20 protein-coding genes are annotated in these 20,322 nt (G+C 68.1%); 11 read left to right on the top strand and 9 right to left on the bottom strand.

The window, feature by feature from the left end; all coding sequences use genetic code 11:
* Nucleotides 1–121 precede the first annotated feature (121 nt).
* Entirely contained in the window at nucleotides 122–961 is an 840-nt protein-coding gene (locus tag ABZ319_RS20710; RefSeq protein ID WP_354988071.1) for a chromosome condensation regulator, read from the top strand.
* Nucleotides 962–1,072: 111 nt separating this feature from the next.
* On the opposite strand, the gene fmdA is transcribed toward ABZ319_RS20710, so the two are convergent.
* From fmdA to ABZ319_RS20695, 3 genes are all read right to left on the bottom strand, one after another.
* The gene (gene fmdA / locus ABZ319_RS20705) at nucleotides 1,073–2,326 is read right to left on the bottom strand and encodes a formamidase (RefSeq protein WP_354988070.1); all 1,254 of its coding nucleotides are present in this window, start codon (nucleotides 2,324–2,326) and stop codon (nucleotides 1,073–1,075) included.
* 33 nt (nucleotides 2,327–2,359) lie between these two features.
* Entirely contained in the window at nucleotides 2,360–2,638 is a 279-nt protein-coding gene (locus ABZ319_RS20700) for a zinc ribbon domain-containing protein (RefSeq protein ID WP_354988069.1), read from the bottom strand.
* A 150-nt stretch (nucleotides 2,639–2,788) separates the two neighbouring features.
* On the bottom strand, nucleotides 2,789–3,880 hold the full coding sequence (locus ABZ319_RS20695) for a substrate-binding domain-containing protein (protein WP_354988068.1): 1,092 nt from the start codon (nucleotides 3,878–3,880) through the stop codon (nucleotides 2,789–2,791).
* A gap of 51 nt (nucleotides 3,881–3,931) precedes the next feature.
* Here ABZ319_RS20695 and ABZ319_RS20690 point away from each other — a divergent pair, with 51 nt between their 5' ends.
* The 7 genes from ABZ319_RS20690 (at nucleotide 3,932) to ABZ319_RS20660 (ending at nucleotide 11,228) form a co-directional block, all read left to right on the top strand.
* Nucleotides 3,932–4,396: a MarR family transcriptional regulator gene (locus ABZ319_RS20690; protein WP_354988067.1), complete on the top strand. Its 465-nt coding sequence runs from the start codon at nucleotides 3,932–3,934 to the stop codon at nucleotides 4,394–4,396.
* A gap of 151 nt (nucleotides 4,397–4,547) precedes the next feature.
* Nucleotides 4,548–5,015 (top strand): hypothetical protein, encoded by a 468-nt coding sequence (locus ABZ319_RS20685; RefSeq protein ID WP_354988066.1) that lies wholly within the window; start codon nucleotides 4,548–4,550, stop codon nucleotides 5,013–5,015.
* 271 nt (nucleotides 5,016–5,286) lie between these two features.
* The gene (locus ABZ319_RS20680; protein WP_354988065.1) at nucleotides 5,287–6,687 is read left to right on the top strand and encodes a helix-turn-helix domain-containing protein; all 1,401 of its coding nucleotides are present in this window, start codon (nucleotides 5,287–5,289) and stop codon (nucleotides 6,685–6,687) included.
* Nucleotides 6,688–6,780: 93 nt separating this feature from the next.
* Nucleotides 6,781–7,332 (top strand): nuclear transport factor 2 family protein, encoded by a 552-nt coding sequence (locus ABZ319_RS20675; RefSeq protein ID WP_354988064.1) that lies wholly within the window; start codon nucleotides 6,781–6,783, stop codon nucleotides 7,330–7,332.
* 37 nt (nucleotides 7,333–7,369) lie between these two features.
* The gene (locus tag ABZ319_RS20670) at nucleotides 7,370–9,049 is read left to right on the top strand and encodes an AMP-binding protein (protein ID WP_354988063.1); all 1,680 of its coding nucleotides are present in this window, start codon (nucleotides 7,370–7,372) and stop codon (nucleotides 9,047–9,049) included.
* 149 nt (nucleotides 9,050–9,198) lie between these two features.
* Nucleotides 9,199–9,570, top strand: a complete 372-nt coding sequence (locus ABZ319_RS20665) for an STAS domain-containing protein (RefSeq protein ID WP_354988062.1) — start codon at nucleotides 9,199–9,201, stop codon at nucleotides 9,568–9,570.
* A 137-nt stretch (nucleotides 9,571–9,707) separates the two neighbouring features.
* Nucleotides 9,708–11,228: a catalase gene (locus tag ABZ319_RS20660; RefSeq protein ID WP_354988061.1), complete on the top strand. Its 1,521-nt coding sequence runs from the start codon at nucleotides 9,708–9,710 to the stop codon at nucleotides 11,226–11,228.
* 168 nt (nucleotides 11,229–11,396) lie between these two features.
* Here the strand turns inward: ABZ319_RS20660 and ABZ319_RS20655 are convergent, their stop codons facing one another.
* Both ABZ319_RS20655 and ABZ319_RS20650 read right to left on the bottom strand, forming a co-directional pair.
* Complete coding sequence (locus ABZ319_RS20655) at nucleotides 11,397–13,229, bottom strand: oleate hydratase (RefSeq protein WP_354988060.1); 1,833 nt, start codon at nucleotides 13,227–13,229, stop codon at nucleotides 11,397–11,399.
* A 364-nt stretch (nucleotides 13,230–13,593) separates the two neighbouring features.
* On the bottom strand, nucleotides 13,594–14,421 hold the full coding sequence (locus ABZ319_RS20650; RefSeq protein WP_354988088.1) for a helix-turn-helix transcriptional regulator: 828 nt from the start codon (nucleotides 14,419–14,421) through the stop codon (nucleotides 13,594–13,596).
* A 111-nt stretch (nucleotides 14,422–14,532) separates the two neighbouring features.
* Here ABZ319_RS20650 and ABZ319_RS20645 point away from each other — a divergent pair, with 111 nt between their 5' ends.
* Nucleotides 14,533–15,246: an SDR family oxidoreductase gene (locus tag ABZ319_RS20645; protein WP_354988059.1), complete on the top strand. Its 714-nt coding sequence runs from the start codon at nucleotides 14,533–14,535 to the stop codon at nucleotides 15,244–15,246.
* Nucleotides 15,247–15,263: 17 nt separating this feature from the next.
* On the opposite strand, the gene ABZ319_RS20640 is transcribed toward ABZ319_RS20645, so the two are convergent.
* Nucleotides 15,264–15,782, bottom strand: coding sequence for a helix-turn-helix domain-containing protein (locus ABZ319_RS20640; RefSeq protein WP_354988058.1), 519 nt, complete (start codon nucleotides 15,780–15,782; stop codon nucleotides 15,264–15,266).
* Nucleotides 15,783–15,839: 57 nt separating this feature from the next.
* Here ABZ319_RS20640 and ABZ319_RS20635 point away from each other — a divergent pair, with 57 nt between their 5' ends.
* Nucleotides 15,840–16,487 (top strand): dihydrofolate reductase family protein, encoded by a 648-nt coding sequence (locus ABZ319_RS20635; RefSeq protein WP_354988057.1) that lies wholly within the window; start codon nucleotides 15,840–15,842, stop codon nucleotides 16,485–16,487.
* A 70-nt stretch (nucleotides 16,488–16,557) separates the two neighbouring features.
* Here the strand turns inward: ABZ319_RS20635 and ABZ319_RS20630 are convergent, their stop codons facing one another.
* The gene (locus ABZ319_RS20630) at nucleotides 16,558–17,682 is read right to left on the bottom strand and encodes an MFS transporter (RefSeq protein ID WP_354988056.1); all 1,125 of its coding nucleotides are present in this window, start codon (nucleotides 17,680–17,682) and stop codon (nucleotides 16,558–16,560) included.
* 308 nt (nucleotides 17,683–17,990) lie between these two features.
* Entirely contained in the window at nucleotides 17,991–18,239 is a 249-nt protein-coding gene (locus tag ABZ319_RS20625; protein WP_354988055.1) for a hypothetical protein, read from the bottom strand.
* A 281-nt stretch (nucleotides 18,240–18,520) separates the two neighbouring features.
* Here ABZ319_RS20625 and ABZ319_RS20620 point away from each other — a divergent pair, with 281 nt between their 5' ends.
* On the top strand, nucleotides 18,521–19,489 hold the full coding sequence (locus ABZ319_RS20620) for a DUF1152 domain-containing protein (protein WP_354988054.1): 969 nt from the start codon (nucleotides 18,521–18,523) through the stop codon (nucleotides 19,487–19,489).
* A 47-nt stretch (nucleotides 19,490–19,536) separates the two neighbouring features.
* On the opposite strand, the gene ABZ319_RS20615 is transcribed toward ABZ319_RS20620, so the two are convergent.
* A complete protein-coding gene (locus ABZ319_RS20615; protein WP_354988053.1) occupies nucleotides 19,537–20,184 on the bottom strand; it encodes a TetR family transcriptional regulator in 648 nt (215 codons plus the stop codon).
* Nucleotides 20,185–20,322 lie beyond the last annotated feature (138 nt).

The raw sequence follows: 20,322 nt of genomic DNA, 5'->3' as shown, positions 1-20,322 counted from the left end.
TCAACCGAACACCGCTCCGCCATCCGGCCAGACGGCTCGGAGTGGAGTTTCGCCGATCCGGCGTCACCGGATCACTAGGATTCGTCGGCGGACATTAGATGGTCGGGGACAGGGGTTTATCGTGGCGCGAATCGCGGCGGGCAGGCGGCATTCGGTTGTCTGTCGTGCTGACGGCAGTGTGGTTGCGGTGGGCAACGGTGCCGCCGGGGAGTGTGACGTGGAGCAGTGGCGGCATATCGTCGCCGTGGCGGCGGGCAATGTGCACTCCGCGCGGAACACCGGCAAGTCGCATTCGGTCGGGCTGCGTGCGGATGGCACCGTGGTGGCCTCCGGGTGGAACGGTGATGGGCAGTGTGACGTGCGGGAATGGAGTGGTGTCACGGCCGTCGCGGCTGGTTGGCGGCGCACGCTCGGCTTGTATGCGGATGGCAGCGTGGTGGCGGTCGGCCGAAACGCGGAGGGGCAGTGTGAGATCGGGGAGTGGCGCGAGGTCGTGGCGCTCGGATGTGGTGATTGGCACTCGGTTGGGGTTCGCGCGGATGGGACCGCTGTCGCAGTCGGCAACAACCGTGGCGGGCAGTGCGATGTCGGAGGGTGGCGGGCACTGGGCGGCATCGCGGCGGGGTATCTCCATACGGTCGGGCTCGGGAGGGACGGCCGGGTGGTCGCTGCGGGGCGCCGGGGAGCGGCCGAGTGTGCTGTCGATGGATGGACCGACATCGTCGCGGTGAGCGCGGGGAGCTATCACACGGTCGGGCTGACGGCGGGTGGCGGAGTTCTCGCCGTCGGCGACAACGGGTACGGGCAATGCGATGTTCGAGGGTGGCGCGATGTCGTGGCCATCGCGGCGGGATCGACCCACACGCTCGGACTCCGCGCCGATGGCACGGTGCTGGCGGCGGGAAACGATGCCGACGGCCAGTGCGATGTCGGCGCGTTGTCGCCGGACCGGTCCACGTAGCGGGCGGCACAACGCGGTCTGCTCGACGCGCACGCCACTCGACGTGCGCGATCCGCCGGCAGAAGGAGCCGATTCACTCGCGAATTCGACTCCTCCCGAGCAGGTTTCGAGTCAGCGAGTGGCGCGCGGCGCCCCCATTCCCGGGTCGATGGCAACCGGGCCGGATGCGCTCGGGGTGATCGGGAAGTCGAAGATCGCCGTCGGGATGTACACGGTGGCACAAGAATTCGGAATATCCACCACGCCGGAGAAACGTCCCTCGATGGGAGCCGCGCCGAGCAGCAGGTAGGCCTGTTCGGGGCTGTAGCCGAACTTGGTGAGGTAGTCGATGGCGTGCAGGCAGGCGCGTTCGAAGGACAGCTGCGAGTCCAGGTAGCGCTGCTCGCCGGACAGGGTGACCGAGGTGCCCGAGAAGGCCAGGTACTCGGTGTAATTGGGGCCTTCGTTGCCGGGCATGAAGATGGCGTTCTCCGAGACGCCGTACAGTTCCATGCCGTTCTTGATCAGGTCCACCCGCAGGTCGATGAAGCCGCCCATCTCGATCGCGCCGCAGAAGGTGATCTCGCCGTCGCCCTGGGAGAAGTGCAGATCGCCGACCGACAGCTTCGCGCCGTCCACGAAGACCGGGTAGAAGACGCGGCTGCCGCGGGTGAGGTTCTTGATGTCCTGATTGCCGCCGTTCTCGCGCGGCGGCGCGGTGCGGGCGGCCTCGGCCGCGGCGGCGTCGAACGCGCCGCCGCTCAGCGATCCGAGAATGGCGTCGCGGGGTTCGGGCGGCAGCGCCAGCGGCGGGACGCGCTGCGGATCGGTGGCGATCAGCGCACCCTCGCGGGCGTTCCACTTGGACAGCAGCGCCGCCGAGGGGGCGGTGCCCATCAGTCCGGGATGCATGATGCCGGTGAACTTCACGTGCGGCACATGGCGTGAGGTCGCGGTATGGCCGCTGAAATCCCAGATCGCCTTGTACGCGTCGGGGAAGTGCTCGGTGAGGAAACCGCCGCCGTTGTCGGTGGGGAAGATGCCGGTGTAGCCCCAGCCCTGGCCGGCCAGCGGGCCGGAGTCCTCCTGCGGAATCGGGCCGATATCGAGGATGTCCACGATCAGCAGGTCGCCGGGCTTCGCACCCTCCACCGCGAAGGGCCCGGACAGGCAGTGCACGGTGCTCAAGGGTGCGTTGAGCACGTCCTCGGCGGAGTCGTCGTTGTGGATGGCGCCGTCGAACCATTCGCGCACGTGCACGCGGAACTCGTCACCGGGTTTGACCGTGACCGGGGCCGGGATATCCGGGTGCCAGCGGTTGTGGCCGACGTACTTCTGCTCGGTGAACTTCTTGCGGGAATCCAGGGGAAAGAGCAGTTCGGGCAAGGCGTCCTTCTCTCGGTGTCGGGTATCGCGGGATCAGGGGCGGGGAAGCTTGTGGTGCAGGGGATTCCGGGTGATACGTCCCGGACTCCGGCCGGCCGGCGCGTCGACCACCCCCGGCTCGCTCGCGGTGCGCTGGGTCGCGTCGATGAGCCGCGCGGCAGCGGACCCCGGATGGATCAGCGGGGCGCCCCCGAAGCGGCGGCGGCACGCGCTCGCGCACACCGGGCAGGCGGTGGCGGCCGGAACCTCGGCCATCGAGAAGGTGCGATCGAAGCTTCCGCAGGTGTGGCAGTCGAACTGATAAGAGGGCACGATCCTCCTCATTTATTTTCATTCGAACATATTCCGTACGGAGACGATACAAAGCCGTGCAGGTCTCCGTGGTGAATCTGCCACGTGAAGTTCTGATTACGGCGTCGGGCTACCCAGCATCGGCCCGTGATGGCTTGGGGGAGAGGGGATTCAGGAATTCAGCTCGGCCAGCACGCTGAACTCCAGCGCGTCGGCCCCGGCCAGGTACACCGGCTGGGTGGTGTGCGCGCCGCGCACTCGCACCTCACCGCGCGGACCGTCGTAGCTCACCCGCCCGGCATTGCGTTCGATCGCCCGCAGGTCCAGACTGCGAGCGCCTTCGGCCAAGGAGGCGAACAACAGCAGGCCCTCGTAGCAGGATTCACCGATATTGTTGAGCGCGGGCGCTATCGGCCCGAACTCGCGGAGATACCGGGCGCCGAAATCCATTCCGGCGGGCGAGATAAGACTTTCGAAATATCCGCTGGCGGTGTGCAATCCGCGGGTGCTGTCCGCGCCACCCGCATACAGCACATCCTCGCCGATCATCATGCTCAGCCGGATTCGGCTCTCGTCCAGACCGGCCCGGGCGAATACGCGGTTGAACGCCGCGCAGTCCGCGCCCACCATGAAGATCAGCACGCCCTGCGCGGAGGAGCGCCGGATCAGGTCGATGGCGTGCCGGAAGTCGCGGCCGCCGAGCGGAACGTACGCCTCGCCGACGATATCGAGATCGGTGGTGTCGACGAATTCCCTGGCGGCCCGCGCGGTTTCACGCGGCCAGACGTAGTCGTTCCCGATCACGCACCATTGTCGGATGCCCTGTTCGGCGCGCAGCCAGCGCATCGCCGGGAAGAGTTGGTGATCGGGAGTTTCGCCGACCATGTAGACGCCGTCGGAATCCTCGCCGCCCTCATAGAAGGTGGTGTAGACGTACGGCACCCGTCCGGCAGTCTGCGGCGTGATCACCTTGCGGGCGTTGGACAGATGCCAGCCCACTACGCCGTCGACACGGCCCTGTCCGACCATTCTGTCGATGCGCGCGGCCAGTTCGGGCAAAGGCGCACCCGCGTCGACCGGATGCAGCCGGACCTCACGCTCCAGAATTCCGCCCGCCGCGTTGATATCCGCGACGGCGAGGGTGGCGCAGGCCTCACACGAAGGGCCGAACATTCCCGCCGGCCCACTGAGCGGTACCACCAGCGCGATATCCACCGTGCTGCGTTCGGTGCGAGAATTCCTGTGCGGCAACGGAATCACCACCGAATATTTCCGATCGAATCAATACCGTAAGGCGTTGTATATAGTGCTTCGGTGGACGATAGCACTGCCCGCTCGACCCGGGAAACCGCGGCGCTGGAACGGATGGCGCGCCTGGTGCGCCGGGCGTCGCAGGATTTGGACCGGTCGATCGCGGCCTGTCTCGGCGAGTCCGCGGTCGCGCGCTGGCATGTGCTCACCACCGTCACCGGCGGCGCCGGGGTCCCGATGTCGCAGCTGGGCGACGCCACCCTGCTCTCGGGCGCCAGCTTGACCAGGCTCATCGATGCGATGATCGCGGACAATCTGGTGCATCGCAAGGTGGACGACACCGACCGTCGCCGCGTATTGGTCTTCCCCACCCGCCGAGGACAGGTCGCCTATCGGGGGATGTGCGAGGCGATTTCCAGCAGTGGATTGGGCGCTCTGGCAACCGACGCCCGCCTGGACCGCTCGCTCACCGCACTGGTCGACCGGCTGCACGAGGTCGACGCACCGGGGTCGATCGTCGCGCGCTGAGCAACCGGCATCCTGCCGCCCACCGGGGGTTCAGCCGCTCGCTGCTCGAAGCGCCGGGGTAACGCCGGCAATCCGTTAGCCGATGGAACAATGAATCCGAAGTCCTCTCATGCAAACGCCCGTGCAGCAATCGACAGTCGAAAGGCTGAAAATGCCCCACCGGAAACTTGCCAAGGTCTCACTCGCCGCCGGCGCGGCAGCAGCCGCACTGATCGCCACCAGCGCGCCCGCCGCGGCCTCGAATTACATTCCCGTCGAGCTCCCCATGACCACCACGGGCGCATACGGGCTGGGCTGCTCCGGCGACGTCTGGGCGGTGGGCAATGTCTACCCCGACGGTGACGTGCCCGGCACGGTAGACCTCCAACTCAAGGGCTGGCTGAAGGTCTTCGGGGTCCCGGCCCCCTGGTGCACCCTGGCCCCCACGGTCCAGTGGCGGAATCTCGACACCGGCGCCACCGGGCAGGCCTCCACCCCGCTGGGCGCCTGGCAACCGTTCTTCTGGTCGGCCCCCGTGGTGGGTAACCTCCGTCTCGTAACCGGCCCCGGCCAAGTCGAATTCACCCTCACCACCGATCTCCCGCATTCCCCCAGCGTCACCAGCTTCCGGGTGTACTGACTTCGAATGGGTCATCTGCCACTGCACCTGTGCGTACCCGGTGGCGGCAGGACTTCTGCGAAGCAGGAGCTGAGAACCGGCCCGAAATTACGCACACTCGCACCGGGGCGGGCAAGGTGTGGTTTCAGTCGGCACACCGGGAAAGAGGCTGTCCGCTAGGCACCCCCGCAACCCGAGTCCCATCCAGTCGAACGGTTCGGTCGATTGCCGGTGATTTCGTATATCGGCGCGTAAGGCTGAGCGGAAGTTCCATCGATGTGGAGGGAGCGGTGTGTCCGAGCCTGCGCCGACCTCGAACGTGCCCCGGCTGTCCGAGCTGACCGGCGGCGCGGACGCCTTGTTGCGGGTCGTCGACTACTTCGACGGCTTCGACGAATCGGCTGCCAACGCCGACACCGTCATTCGCGCGGCCGCGCTGCTGGCCGAATGCCCGGTGGGCGCGAGCTGGCCCGGCGGTTCGGTGATCCGCTACGACGCGGCGGGCAGACTGCTCCCGGCCGCGGGAACCGGATCCGGTGCGGCGGGGATGGACCCCGCGGTCTGGCTCGAGCGCGCGGGGTGGGACGCATCGTCCGAGCGTGTGCCACGCGCGACCGGTCGACCCGCGCGGTCCGAGCCGGTCGGCGCGCGATCCTGGTCCGCGCCCGCGCATTCGCTCGATGACGTGGTGCTGGATCGGCTGCGGCACTGCCTGCGTGTGGTGGCCACCCGGGAGCTGGCGAACCCGCTGCGGATGGATGATCCGGCGCTGCTGGAAGTTGTGCTGTCGGAGAAGGAGCGGCGTGAGGACCGGGTCCGGGCGATGCGGCTGCTCGGGCTGGATCCGGGGCGGTCGACCCGGGTGCTCGCGCTGGCCGGGCCGGGGACCGCGGTGGCCGTGCGGATCATCGGCGAGCAGGTGCCCGTGCTGCGGCAGGCGGTGATCGGTTCGATCACCGCGGTACTGGTCCAGGACCCGGGACGGTCGAGCGTTCCGTCCGGCGGCAGCGTGGTGACCGGGCAGCGTGGGCGTGACTCGCTGCCGGCGAACGGCGGAACGCGTTCCGGCGTAGGCGTTTCCGGTTCGGGCGAGGCCGGGGGAGAGGCTCCCGTGGGACCGGGCCGGCTCTCCTTCGTGGACCTTGGTCTCTCGGACACATTGAACGCCGCTGTGGTGCGGGCATTTCCGGCCTCCCAATCCGGTGCGGACGGGCCGTGGATCGGGGTGGGCGAATCGTTGCCCGCATATGCGGCCGCCACATCGTGGGAGCAGGCGCGGCGTGCGCTGCGGTTCGCCTCATCCACCTGGCACGGCCGCCGGGTGATCGCGTTCGAACGGCTGGGAGCGCTCGAGCTGCTCGCGGATCTACCCGTGCAGCGGCTGTTGGGGGTCGCGGACGTGACGCGCGTCAACGAGTTCGCGGCGACCGAGGCGGGCGCGCTGGCGGTCGACACCCTCGAGGCGTTCTGCGTCTTCGGCACGCTGCGGCGCACCGCGACCGAGTTGCACCTGCATCACTCCACGGTGGCCGCTCGAATCGCGCAGGTGGAGGCCGTGATGGGCTGGGATGTCGACGACGCTCTGGACCGGTTCACCGCGACGCTGGCGTTGTTCGTGCGCCGGATGGCGTTGTCGTGCGCGCAATTGTCGGTCCCGGCGGCGGAACCGACGGGTGTCGGGCCGGGGCGGTGATTCTCGCGACGGGCGGCGGGTGACCCGGATCACGCCACTCGAAGACGATCGACGGGCCCGGCACAGCCGGTGCGGGAGAAGGAGATTCACACCATGGCCATCGTCGAACCCACCAACACCTGGAAACTGCTCGAGGAGCGGCTCGCCGTCACCGTCAACGAGCGGCATCGCCAGGTTCTCGAGATCGTCATCGCGCATATGAAGGCCGAGGCCGTGCCGGACCTGGATGGTTTGATGAAAACGCTGGTGCCGGAGCCGAACTACCACTTCTGGCAGTTCGGCCAGGATGTCGGCCCCAAGGGCTGGGACGGCGTGCGGGACTACTACGCGGCGTTCGTGGCGAGCAAGTCCAACATTCTCGAGTTCGACCTGGACCGCCTGCTGGTCGACGACAACTGCGTCGTCACCGAGGGGTACCTGCGGCAGATCTATCCCGGCGCGTACGCCGCGCAGATCGGCCTGCCGGTCGAGGATCCCGCGGCCGACTACCTGATCTCGTTCCGCCAACTCCTGCTGTGGCCGGTGGACGCGGCGGGCCTGATCGTCGGCGAGGACTCCTACCACTCGGGGCCGGTCGAGATCCGCAAGCTCTCGTTCGATGAATTGCCCAGGGAGTACGTCGAACTCGTGTACCCGGGCGTGTGAGAAGCGCGAAACTCGGCGGATGGAAGGCGAATCGGAGATGACGGACCTATCAGTGTCGCGGCCCCCGGCCGCGCGGCGCGCGGACATCGCGAGCCTGCTGCTCGACCGGCTCGGTGACGAGCGGCTCGGCCTGCGCACCCGCGAGCGGGACTGGACCTGGGACGCGGTGGTGCGGGAATCGGCGGCGCGCGCCGAACTGGCCCGCGCACTGCGGCGCGACGGTCCGTTCCACATCGGCGTTCTGCTGGACAATGTGCCCGATTTCGTCTTCTGGCTGGGGGCGGCCGCCCTGGCGGGCGCGACGGTCGTCGGCATCAATCCCACCCGCGGCAACTCCCAGCTGGAAGCGGACATCCGCTACGTCGACTGCCAGTTGATCGTCACCGACGCGCCCGGCATGGCCCGGCTGCAAGCCCTCGAGGTAGGACTGGAACCGGACAGGTTCCTGCTGGTGGACGACCCGGCCTACACCGAATCGTTGATCGCGCACGCGACCGAGCCGGTCGCGCACGCGGGCGCGGAGGCCCTGCTGCTGTTGCTGTTCACCTCGGGCACGACCGGCGCCTCCAAGGCGGTCAAGTGCACCCAGCGCCGACTGGCCATGCTCGGCTACGCCGCCAGCGACAAGTTCGGCCATATCCGCGAGGACGTGGACTACTGCTGCATGCCGCTGTTCCACGGCAACGCGATCATGGCGCTGTGGGCGCCGGCGCTGGTGAACGGCGCGACCGTATGCCTGACCCCGAAGTTCTCCGCGACCGGATTCCTCTCCGACATCAGGTATTTCGGCGCGACGTTCTTCACCTACGTGGGCAAGGCCCTGGGCTATCTGCTCGCCACCCCGGCGACGCCGCAGGACGCCGGCACCACCCTGGTCCGCGGCTTCGGCACCGAGGCGTCGGTGGCCGACCAGGCCGAGTTCCGCCGCCGATTCGGCGCCGAGTTGTTCGAGGGCTACGGCTCGAGCGAAGGCCCGGCCCTGGCCGCGCTCGATCCGGCTGCCCCGGCCGCCGCCCTGGGACGTCCGGCGCATCCGGGGGTGGCGGTCGTGAACGCGCAGACGCTCGAGGATTGTCCGCGCGCGATATTGGACGACTACGGCCGGGTCCTGAATCCGGATGAGTCGGTCGGCGAGATGGTCGACAAGGCCGGCGCGATGGTGTTCGAGGGCTACTACAAGAACGATGCCGCGGATGCCGAACGACTGCGAAACGGCTGGTATTGGACCGGAGACCTCGGATACGTCGACGAAGCCGGGTTCCTGTATTTCGGTGGCCGCAAAGGCGATTGGCTCCGCGTGGACGGGGAGAACACCTCGACGCTGTCGATCGAACAGGTGGTCCGCCGACATCCGGCGGTCATCGCCGCCGCGGTCTACGGCGTTCCGGACCCCCGCTCGGGCGACCGGGTGATGGCGGCGATCGAGGTCGCCGATCCCGATGCCTTCGATGTCGCCGAGTTCGCCGAGTTCCTCACGGCCCAAGACGATCTCGGCTCCAAGGGCGTCCCCCGCTTACTACGCGTCTCCGCAGGCTTGCCGGTGACCGGCTCGAACAAGGTACTCAAACGCGAACTCCAGGAACAGCGCTGGCACACCGACGAGTCGCTGTACAGCTGGTTCGGGCGCGGCAAGCCCGAATACGAGGTCCTGACCGCCGCCGACAAGTCCGATCTCGAGGCCGAGTTCGCCTCGTTCGGCCGGAAGCATCTGTTCTGACGACGGGGCTGGTCCGGTCGCTGCGCTGCCATGCCCCGGCTTCTCGGGGGGCTCGAGCGTGTGTAGAACCGGGTGGGGGTGGGCAAGCCACTGAGAGAACACAGCCGAATCCGACTCCGGTAGCGCGCTGCCGAGGCAGGACGTGCACGATGATCCCCAGCCCGAACCGGCTCGACATCCACCTCGACCACGGTCATGATTACGGACCGATCCTGGTGGTGAACGGAGACGTCGACTCCCACACCGTCCCGGTGCTCGCCCGTGCGGTGGGTCGTGCCGCGGACCTGCGGCCACGTCGGCTGCTGCTGGATCTGACCGGGGTGTCGCATCTCGGTTCGGCGGGGATCGAGGTCCTGCTCGACGCGTACGCCGCCGGCGAGCGGACCTTGCTCGCGGTCATCGCCACGGGCCCGACCGCGCGCGTCCTGCACACCGCCGGGGTCGACACGGTGATCGCGGTCTACCCGTACCGGGCCATGGCGCTGGTGTGCACCGCCGCCGCGGTCGCCTCGCCCGGTTAGCTCGGGCAGCACGCTGTCGCGTACCCCCGATCCCGTGCCGACACCCCATCGCTCGGCGTAGCCGAAAAATAGCTGTGGCAGGATGGGTGCGGTTGGCACGCCACTCGACCCGGTCTCTTCGCAGAGGAGTTCCCACGATGAGCGAGGCACAGTTCACCACCGACGACGCCGGTATTCCGGTACCCAGCGATGAGCATTCGCTCACCGTCGGCCCCGACGGACCCATCCTGCTCCACGACGCCTATCTCATCGAGAAGATGGCGCAGTTCAACCGTGAGCGCGTCCCCGAACGCCAACCGCACGCCAAGGGCGGCGGCGCGTTCGGTGAATTCGAGACCACCGAAGACCTCAGCGCCTACACCTGCGCCGACGTTTTCCAGCCCGGTGTCAAAACCGAAGTGCTGGCCCGATTCTCGACCGTGGCGGGGGAGCGCGGCAGCCCGGACACCTGGCGCGACCCGCGCGGCTTCGCGTTGAAGTTCTACACCCGCGAGGGCAACTTCGACATGGTCGGCAACAACACCCCGGTGTTCTTCGTGCGCGATCCCATGAAGTTCCAGGACTTCATCCGCTCCCAGAAACGCCGCGCCGACAACAACCTGCGCGACCACGACATGCAGTGGGACTTCTGGACGCTCTCACCCGAATCCGCCCACCAGGTCACCTGGCTGATGGGTGACCGCGGCATTCCGCGCACCTGGCGGCACATGAACGGCTACTCCAGCCACACCTACCTGTGGAACAACGCCGCCGGTGACCGCTTCTGGGTGAAGTACCACTTCAAGACCGACCAGGGCATCGAGTTCTTCACCCAGGACGAAGCCGACCAGATGGCCGCCATCGACACCGACTATCACACCCGCGACCTGTTCGAGCACATCGCCGACGGCGCGTTCCCGAGCTGGACCCTGCACATGCAGATCATGCCGTTCGAGGATGCCAAGACCTACCGCTTCAACCCCTTCGACCTGACCAAGGTCTGGCCGCACGCCGACTACCCGCTCCGGCGGCTGGGCCGGCTCACCCTCAACCGCAATCCGGTCGACTATCACACCGAGATCGAGCAGTCCGCCTTCGAACCCAGCAACTCCGTGCGTGGCACCGGCCCCAGTCCCGACAAGATGCTGCTGGGCCGCTGGTTCTCCTACCCGGACGCGCACAGGCATCGCATCGGCGCCAATTACAAACTGCTGCCGGTCAATTCACCGCACGCCGCGCCGGTGCACTCCTATTCCAAGGACGGCGCCATGCGCTACACCAACGTCACCGACCCGGTGTACGTACCCAACTCCAAGGGCGGCCCGCACGCGGACCCGTCCGTCTCGGGCCCGCCCGTCGGCTGGCACACCGACGGCGAGATGGTGCGCACCGCCTACACCCTGCGCGCCGAGGACGACGACTGGGGCCAAGCCGGAACGATGGTCCGCGAGGTCCTCGACGACGCCGCCCGCACCCGCCTGGTCGACAACATCGCCGGGCATCTGCTCAACGCCGTCACCGAACCGGTGCTGGTGCGCGCCTTCGAGTACTGGCGCAACGTCGACGCCGAGATCGGCCGCAGGGTCGAGGAAACCGTGCGCGCCAAGCAGAACGAGACCGATCCCAAGGCCGAGAAGCAGTCCAACCCGGCCCGCAGTTCGGCCCAACGCAAGGCCTGACCCCACCCCGTGCCGGTATCTCCGACCGCGCCGACCGGCATCGGCCGGCGCGGTCGGGATGCGGGTGAATGCAACTAAACCCGGATGTCTTACGCGAGCATCACAGAGCACCCCACGCCCGGCGGGATCGATCGACGGTAGGAGTCGCCGATCCCGACGGGCGTGACTTCACAGCAGCCGGGCGTCCTGCAGCAGCTCTTCGAGATAGGTGCCCTTGATCTTCTTCAACGCCGCCTTCTCGATCAGCTTGCCGCCCAGGGGCAAGGGGATCTCGGCGAGCGGCTTGCGATCGTTGAGGTAGTACAACGCCTGCAGGAGCGTCCTGACGTCGAACGAGGACGCGAACACCTCCGGCACGGCCCGGTCCACGTCCAGCAGCGTGTAGACGGCCTCCATGGCGGTTCGAACCGAGTATTCGGTCGTGAAGACGGTGTCGCGCTCGGTCTCGGCGAAGTTTCCGATGAATGCCAGGTTCCGGGATCCCTCGGGAACCACCTGCGGACGGTCACCGAGTGCCCGGGGCATGAAGTAGGAGGAGATGTAGGGCATGTTGCACGGCACCGCGCGTGCGGAGGTGCGGGCAAGCTCATCGATCTCGTCGATCGGGACTCCGAGGTGGTACAGCCACTCGGCGGTGAGTTCGGCGCCGGTGCACTCTCGGATGGTCTTGTTCACGTAGTTGCCAGGCTTGTCCGAGAACAGGCCGTACAGCCAGACCACGAGTTCCTGTTTCGGATCCTGTGCGGCGAAGTGCGGCTGCCGGCTCATGGTGTATCCGTAGAGCCAGTTCGAGTCCTTGATGGTGCAGGGCCCGCCGGTGACGATCCGGCCGTCGCGCGGATCGCGGCCCGAGATCTTCTGGAGGTAGGGCGCGATCCGGTCGTCGGTCAGGGTCACCGTGGCCGAGATGGTCCAGTTCGCCTCGGGGATGTTCTCGCAGAACTTCTCCGGCCGGCCGAAGGCGCGGTCACGTTCGGCCATGGTCTTCCACAGTTTCCAGGCGCCGCCCCGGTCGGTGACCACCGGAGCCGGCGTGTCGTTGTCGCCGAAGGTCGAGCTCTCGGTGATCGACCCGTTGGTGATGAGCACCAGGTCGTCAGGTCCGACAGCGATCTTCTCGGTGGTTCCCCGGTTGCCCAGCCCCGCGGATCCGGCGGCCACGCCAGTGGTGTCGCCGGTGGTCGCGCCGACGAGCAGTTCGATCTCGGTGACCGTCTTGCTCCCGCCCGCATCGGTCACCAGCACATCGAGAACCTGGGTCGCGGAGCGGAATACGACCCCGTGCGACTCCAGATGAGCCACGAGCGGCTTGATGAGCGACTCGTACTGGTTGTATCGCGCGAACCGCAGTGAGCTGAGGTCGGCCAGCGTCGCGATGTGGTGCACGAAACGCAGCAGGTAGCGGCGCATCTCCATCGCCGAGGCCCACGGCTCGAAGGCGAACATGGTGGCCCAGTAGAGCCAGAAATTCGACGCGAAGAATTCCTCGCCGAAGAACTCGTCGATCCGTTTGTCGTCGAGGTCCTGTTCGCGGGTGAGCGCGAGGTTCAAGATCTCCTGGATCGCGCCCGGAGTGAGGGTGAGCTCGTTCATCTCCTCGATGCGCTTGCCCCGGTTGTGGATCGCCCGGTTGGGATTGGTCGAGGGATCGGACTTGTGCGCCCAGTACATATCGTCCAGCACCGAAGCGTCCGGGGTATCGAGCGAGGGGACCGAGCGGAACAGATCCCACAGGGTCTCGAAGTGGGCTTCCATCTCGCGCCCACCGCGGATGATGAAACCCTTGTGCTCGTCGAAGAGGCCGTCACAGCTGCCGCCCGGGATCTGCAGCTCCTCGTACACGGTGATCGAATCACCGGGCACTCCACCATCCCGGATGAGGAACACGGCCGCCGCGAGGCCGGCCAGACCGCCACCGACCAGGTGCACCTTGCGTTCGGGTCCGGCGTCACGCTTCGGGGGGCGGGCGAAAGCCTCGAAATTTCCGTTGGATCTGTACACACTGCCTCCTGACGATGTCGGCGGGCACGTGCCTGACTGTTCTGCCTAGGTCGCTCCGCAGGCGTCAAGGCACGCCGGATCGAGCTGAACAGGTCACTCAACGAACGGCCGCCACACCCGGCTTGGTGACCGGGTCGCACACGAGCGAGCACGGTGGTGGCCTCTGATCAGCCTATAGCGTTCGACGCCCGTGTTCGGGAGCCGCTCGTGCGCGCCACGGCGGGGCCGGGGCGCCGGGGCGGCGGGCCGGACGCGTCGATCATCGACGCCCGGGACCCGAAGTCGTTCCAGCCCAACGGCTCCGATGAGCGCACGGCTGGGCACTGCGCACCGGGGGTATGCGAAGGTGCCCGATACGGGGGTGTCAGCGGGTGTTCGTGGCCTGGGCGGTCATGGCCAGCAGTGTCAGGGCGTCGTGTTCGGAGGTGCCGGGCGCGGCCTGGTAGATCAGCATCCGCTGTCCGTCGCCGGCGTGCTCGAGCACCTCGTTGGCGAGGGTGACACGCCCGATCACCGGGTGCTGGAACGCCGTGTCGCCGCCGCGTTTGACCCGGACCTCGTGTCGCCGCCACAGCGCGGCGAATTCGGTGCCGGCCGACGACAGTTCGTCGACCAGCTCGGCGGTGCGCTCGGGGGCGGTCAGTTCCGCGGTGTGCAGGTTCGCGACGCAGTTCCCGGCCACTCGGTCCCAGTCGGCGAACAGCGTCCGGGCCGCGGGATGCAGGAAGGTGTAGCGGATGGTGTTGCGTGCCGCGGGAGGCCAATCGTCCAGTCCCGGCATCAGGGCCAGGCCCTCCGGATTCGCGGCCAGCAGATCGTTGACCTCGCTCAGCACGTAGGCCGGGCTGGGCCGGACGGAATTCAGCAGCAGAGCCAAGCCGGGACGAACCGGTTGGGGATCGGCGCGGTGGCGTCGTGGCGTGCGACCCGCGGTTCGGTCGGCGAGAGCGAGCAGGTGCGAGTGCTCGTCGTCGGTCAGGCGCAATGCCCTTGCCAGCGCACCGAGTACCGCGTCGCTGGGCGCGGTTTCCCTGCCCTGTTCGATGCGGGTGTAGTAGTCGACGCTGACACCCGCCAGCGCTGCGATCTCTTCACGGCGCAGCCCGGGAGTGCGTCGGCTGCCCGGTCCGGTCGGCAGGCCGACGTCGGCGGGACCGATCGATCCGCGTCGTATCCGGAGGAACTCGGCCATCGCGTTCACGGATCGAGTGTGCCATCGGACGGGGCACTCCCGGGTGGCCGTATCGCACCCGGGAATGGCGCGGCCTTCCTCGCCCGCGCGTCGACGCGAACCCTGGAATCCATGACTGAGGCAATGATTATCGGCGGTGGTTCCGGGATGGGGTTCGCCCTGGCCCGGGTCCTGGTGGCCGACGGCAAGGATGTGACCATCGTCGGCCGCTCCACCGAGCGGTTGACCGCCGCCCGCGCGGAGTTGATGCGGGCCGGCGACGGCGCGGTACAGGTGATGCGAGCGGACATCGGCCGAGAGGACGATGTCGCCGAACTGTTCGCCGGGACCGGGCAGGTCGGCCACGTGGTCGTGACCGCGGCGGACGCCACGGGTGTATACGGTCCGACCACGCGGGTTTCGGTCGACACGGCCCGCGATGTCGTGAACACCAAACTGCTGGGCGCCTGGCTGGTCGGCAAGCATGCCGCGGGGAAAGTGACGGGATCGCTGACCTTCACCTCCGGCATCAACGCGTATCGGCCCAACGGATCGAACACGATCATGGCCGCGGCCAACGGCGCGTTGGCCTCCCTGGCCTACGGGCTGGCGATCGAAATGGCACCCGTGCGGGTGAACGTGGTTTCTCCCGGCTGGGTCGACACCCCCATCTGGAACCAACTCGGCATGGACACGCAGGCGGTGTTCGCCGAGCTGGCCGAGAAGCTGCCCGCTCGGCGCATCGGCGCACCCGGCGACATCGCGGACGCCTTCCTGGCCGTGATGCGCAACCGGTTCATCACTGCGACCGTGCTGCATGTCGACGGCGGCCACCGCCTCACCTGATCGGTCGGGCGGGGACGCTATGTTCCCCGCGCCGCGAGGTAGGCCGCCGTGAGTTCGGCCAGGACGCCGTCGTCCGGACTCGGCGCACCGTGCAGGTGGGTTGCGCGGAGCTCGGCCATGAACCGCTCCCACAGGGGCGGCCCGCCCGCGGCCAGCAGTTCGGCGCGCACGGTCAGTTCCGGTTCGGTGTCGAGCCAGACCGCGCCCCACGCGCCGAGTTGCGCCAGGACCGGGACGAGTTGGATCGCCGGCTCGGTGAGGCGGTAGGCGATCTTCTGCCGGTGCGAGGGATCGTCGTGGCGGGTGAGCAGGCCCGCGTCGACGAGTTTCGCCAGGCGCGCGGCCAGAATGTTGGAGGCGATCCCCTCGCGGGATCCGGCCAGCAGTTCCCGGAAGTGCGTGTGAGCACCGAACATCATGTCGCGCAGCACGATCAGGCTCCAGCGGTCGCCGAGCAGCTCCATCGTCATATTGATCGGGCAGCCCGATCTGCCCCGCGGCACGGGCAATTTTTCCAGCGAATCCGGTTGCAACACGCAATCAGTCTAGGTTAGATTGACACCGCTTGCGCATTGCAATCAGAAGGAGTTCCGGTGACACAACTGGTCCGCGTGCAGAACTTCATGGTGTCCAACGACGGCTACGGGTCAGGGGAAGGACAGAGTGCCGAACGACCTTTCGGCCACGCCGATCCGGCCGCGCTCGCCTCGTGGGCCGGTGCCACCGCGCACTGGCCGAACCGGACCGACCCGGGCGGCAGCTACGGCCTGGACGACTACTTCACCCGCGACTTCGCCAACAACATCGGCGCGGAGATCATGGGGCGCAACAAGTTCGGGCCGGTGCGGGGGCCCTGGGAAAACGAGGACTGGCAGGGCTGGTGGGGCGACGAGCCGCCCTTTCACACGCCGGTCTTCGTGCTCACTCACTACCCGCGCCCGTCGTTCACACTGGGCGAGACCACGTTCCACTTCATCGACGCCGCGCCGAAAGACGCGCTGGCGCAAGCCTTCGAGGCCGCCGATGGTAAAGACGTGCGCATCGGCGGCGGCGTGGCCACCGTGCGGGCGTTCCTGGACGCCGACCTGATCGACACGCTGCACATGGCCGTGGTGCCGTCGGTCGAACTCGGCCGCGGCGAACGGCTGTGGTCGAGCCCCGAAGACCTGACCGACCGCTTCCACCACGAAGAGGTCCCCAGCGCCAGCGGGGTTGTGCACCACCTCTTCTGGCGGAAGTGACGCGGGTCGGTCGGTGGCGGGATGTCCCGGCTGTGCCCCGCGCAGGACAGCAAGGTGGCCCGGAGGGCGGTCACGACTCCCGTGACGATGCTGTGAGCACCGCCGCGGCGAGGATGGCCGCCGCGGCGAGTAGGGCCGTGGCCTGCCAGCCGTACCGGTCGGCCGCCGCCGCGCCGAAGGCCGTGCCGAGGCTGCCGCCGACGAAGTAGACCAGCATGTACGCGCTGTTGAAGCGTGCGGGTGCCGCCGGATCGATCGCCAGCACCGTGCTCTGATTGGCCACCTGGGCGGCGAACAGGCCCGCATCGAACACCGCCAGACAGGTCAGGGTGACAGCGGTGTTCGCGAGGCCGAAGCTCGCGACGATCGTGGCGGAGCCGGCCAGTGCGAGACCGGCGAGGATGACTCGGCGGGGGCCGTCGCGGTCGGTCCGTGCGCCCGCGACGCGCGTCGCGAGAACGCCCGACAGGCCCGCGAGCGCATACAGGCCGATCCGTTCGGCCGAGTACGAGTGGGGCGGTTGCGACAGCGCCACGGCGATGCCCGCCCACACCGCGCAGAATGCGAAGAACCAGAGAAAGCCGCGGGCCGCGGCAACGCGCAGTTCCGCGTGGTGGACGAAAAGTAGTGGGAGAGAACGCAGCGTGGCCAGGTAGCTGCGATCTGCCGCGCCCGGCGCGGTAGGAAGCAGCACCGCGCAGCACACCGCGACCAGCCCGCAGACGGCGGCGAATACCAGGAGCATCGCGCGCCAGCCGAGTGCGTCGGTGAGCCATCCGCCCACGATCCGCCCCGCGAGGATACCGACCGAGATGCCCGCGGTCACCGTCCCCAAAACCGTTGCCCGACGGTGCGTTTCCGCCAGGCGACCGGCCACCGAACTCAACCCGGCGCCGACCACCGAACACGCTCCCGCCAGACCGACCGTCAGCCCCAGCAGAGCGACGGAGTTTGCCGCCGCGCCCATCGCGAGGGCAATCGCGAGAGCCCCGAACTGCGCCGCGAGCACCCGCCCCGGCATGAAGCGATCGACCAGCGGCACAAGCAGGCCGAGGCCGAGCAGGTAACCCACGGGCCCGCACGCCAGCGCGATGCCGACCGCGGCGACGGACGTTCCCAGTGCGGCGGCCACGTCCGCGATCGCGGGCTGCAACGGGTAGATGGTCGACGTTCCGGTCGCGGCCGCGACCGCCATGAACACGATGACGGGACCGCTCAGCCGAGGCGTGGCTTCGGCACTGGTATCTGTCTGCACCCGACCGACCGTATGGACGCCGAGGCCGAGTTACCGGCGGCAATCCGACATGACCGTCCTGTCGGCGGACCGCCATAGCGGTTCGGCCGCACCATCATTGGAGCCGACAACCCCTGCCTGCCGACGTGGCCGAGCGGCATGCCCCTCGCCTCGCCACAGCCGCGATTCTGCTCGCTGCGCTCTACGAGCCCGGTGGGTTGCGCCGAAATTCGTGAGGACCTGACGCGCTCACCCCTCGACCACCTGCCTCACCAGGTGAACCATTCGGGATGTTCGTCGGCATCCTCTTGCAGCGCGCTCAGCTCACGCGCGAAGAGTTTCGTGTGCCCGCATCGCAGGCAGACGACCGCGCGCAGTGATGACCGCGGCTTCCCATAGAACGTGCGTCGGTCGGGGTGTATCCCGACGCTGTCGTGACTCCTGAGCCCGAGGTTGCCGATCTGCCGGCCGCCGCACAGTTCGCATCGGGGCAGTTCCTTGGCGGGTTCCGCTGTCATGCTTCGAGATCTTTCCCGACGAGTTCGCCGCCCGCGCAGCAAGAATCGTGGAGACGGGTGCGCGCCGAGTTCCGGAGCGGGCAGATCCTGCTGGAACAGGCAGCGTCGAGCCGGTTTGCTGCGGTTGCTCACCCGAACCCGTTGCGGTGGGGCGTCGACCGTCGCCGCGTCGGCTCGGCCGATCGCGCCCGCGTCGGGACCGGTCGCGTGTCGGCAGCAAACGGTACGAAGTCAGCGAATTCCCAGCGACGCCTACCGTCGGTCGGCTTATCCTCGAAAGCATGGCTGCGCCCTCGTTGTTCGACACACCGATGTTGCATCAATTGCGGAACTGTGAACGCGTCATGGTCGTTGGCGCGGGTGGGGGCTGCGATTTCCTCAGCGGCCTGCCCGTTGCGTTCGCGCTGCACGAGCAGGGGAAGACCGTCTTCCTGGCGAACCTCACCTTCACCGCCGTCGCGCGCACCACCGCCCGCGCCCTGGCTCCGGGGGTGTACGAGGCGCGCGCCGACAGCACCGGGCCGCGCGCCTACTTCCCGGAGAAGCACCTCTCGCAGTGGTTGCAACAGCACGGCTATCCGGACGACCGGGTGTTCCTGATCCAGAAGGGCGGCACGCGGCAGGTGAAGGCCGCATACGCCTGGCTGGCAGCGGAATTGAACATCGACGGGCTCGTGCTCATCGACGGCGGGACCGACCTGCTCATGACCGGGGACGAGGCGGGGCTGGGTACCCCGGTCGAAGACATCACCAGTCTGCTGGCCGCGCGCGCCCTGGACGTTCCGGTCAAACTCGCGGCCTGCGTGGGATTCGGCGTCGACACCACGCACGGGGTCTGTCATGCCCATTTCCTGGAAAACGTTGCCGCCCTTGCCCGCACCGGCGATTACCACGGGGTCAGCGCGCTGATTCCCGGGATCGCCGCCGTCGACTCCTGGCTCGACGCCGTCGCCTGGGTGCAACAGCACACCCCGGCGCGCGAGAGCGTGGTCTGCGCCTCGATCACCGACGCCGCCCGCGGGGAGTTCGGCAACCACCATTCGCTCGAACGCACCCGTGACACGGGCGCCGAACTGTTCATCAACCCGCTGATGTCCATGCTGTGGGGGTTCAACCTCGACGCGGTGGCGGATCGCGTGCTCTACCGCAACCACATCGAACAGGCCGTCACCCCGTTCGAGGTCGCCGCCGCGATCGAAGCCTTCCGCGACCACAATCCGCTACGCCCGCGGCGATCGATCCCGGCCTGAGGAACGGAAGTTCGCGGGCGGCCGACCACGTTCTCCCGCAGCAGGTTTCAGCGATACCACTGAGATTCGTAGGCTTCCCACGTGGGCGCCGGCCCAGCGATCGAGGTGCCCGAAGGCCGCAGCCCGTCCGCCGCCAGCGCCAGGAGCCGTTGGCGAGCCCGCACGTCCTCCTCGGTCCGCTGCGGGTATCCGCTGAACATCTCGATCAGCCGGGTGATGTCGACCGCGTTGACGTCCGTACGGACCGAACCGTCGGCCTGGCCTTTCGCCAGTAGCTGTTCGAGCAGTTCCTTGGCTCGGGCATTGCCCGCCACCACCTCCGGCGGGATGGGCAGCGAGCCCGCCAGGGGCGCGAAGGCTCCCACCCGGGCCGCCACGCATCGTTCCAGGAAGGTGAACAGCCCCTTCCATCCGCTGCCGTCCAGATCGAGTGCCGCGCGCAGCGCCTCGGCCGTGTCCCCGATGGCGATCAGGCACAACCGTTGCAGCAGTTGCTCTTTGCTGCCGTAGCGGCGATAGAGCGTGCCCATTCCCACACCCGCGCGCTCGGCGATGGCGGAGACCGGCGCGTCGTTGCCCTGCTCGGCGAACACCGCGCGGGCGGCGGCGAGCACGAGTTGGTCGTTGCGTTCGGCCTCGGTTTGGCGGCCGAGCTTTCCTCCGGTGCGGTGGCGATCGGGGACTGCGGTACTCACGTCATCAGCCTATTGCCTGTGAACGCCGGCACCGCGGCGCGACCCGGCGGCTGAGACATGCGAACGGCCGCCCGAATGTGGCCCGGGTCGCATTTGCCCCTTGCCTACCGGAGCGATTCGCTCCTAAACTCCGTCCGG

This window comes from Nocardia sp. NPDC005978, assembly GCF_040614455.1.
Lineage (GTDB): Bacteria > Actinomycetota > Actinomycetes > Mycobacteriales > Mycobacteriaceae > Nocardia.
Note: the sequence above shows the minus strand (reverse complement) of the source record. Positions and strands in the feature narration are given on the sequence as shown.

Bases quoted from the DNA above. Each gene is read 5' to 3' on its own strand.
- ABZ319_RS20660 (WP_354988061.1), top strand. From the start codon at position 9,708: ATGAGCGAGGCACAGTTCACCACCGACGACGCCGGTATTCCGGTACCC.
- ABZ319_RS20620 (WP_354988054.1), top strand. From the start codon at position 18,521: ATGGCTGCGCCCTCGTTGTTCGACACACCGATGTTGCATCAATTGCGG.
- ABZ319_RS20630 (WP_354988056.1), bottom strand. From the start codon at position 17,682: ATGGCGGTCGCGGCCGCGACCGGAACGTCGACCATCTACCCGTTGCAG.
- ABZ319_RS20665 (WP_354988062.1), top strand. From the start codon at position 9,199: ATGATCCCCAGCCCGAACCGGCTCGACATCCACCTCGACCACGGTCAT.
- ABZ319_RS20650 (WP_354988088.1), bottom strand. From the start codon at position 14,421: ATGGCCGAGTTCCTCCGGATACGACGCGGATCGATCGGTCCCGCCGAC.
- ABZ319_RS20625 (WP_354988055.1), bottom strand. From the start codon at position 18,239: ATGACAGCGGAACCCGCCAAGGAACTGCCCCGATGCGAACTGTGCGGC.
- ABZ319_RS20675 (WP_354988064.1), top strand. From the start codon at position 6,781: ATGGCCATCGTCGAACCCACCAACACCTGGAAACTGCTCGAGGAGCGG.
- ABZ319_RS20645 (WP_354988059.1), top strand. From the start codon at position 14,533: ATGACTGAGGCAATGATTATCGGCGGTGGTTCCGGGATGGGGTTCGCC.
- ABZ319_RS20685 (WP_354988066.1), top strand. From the start codon at position 4,548: ATGCCCCACCGGAAACTTGCCAAGGTCTCACTCGCCGCCGGCGCGGCA.
- ABZ319_RS20670 (WP_354988063.1), top strand. From the start codon at position 7,370: ATGACGGACCTATCAGTGTCGCGGCCCCCGGCCGCGCGGCGCGCGGAC.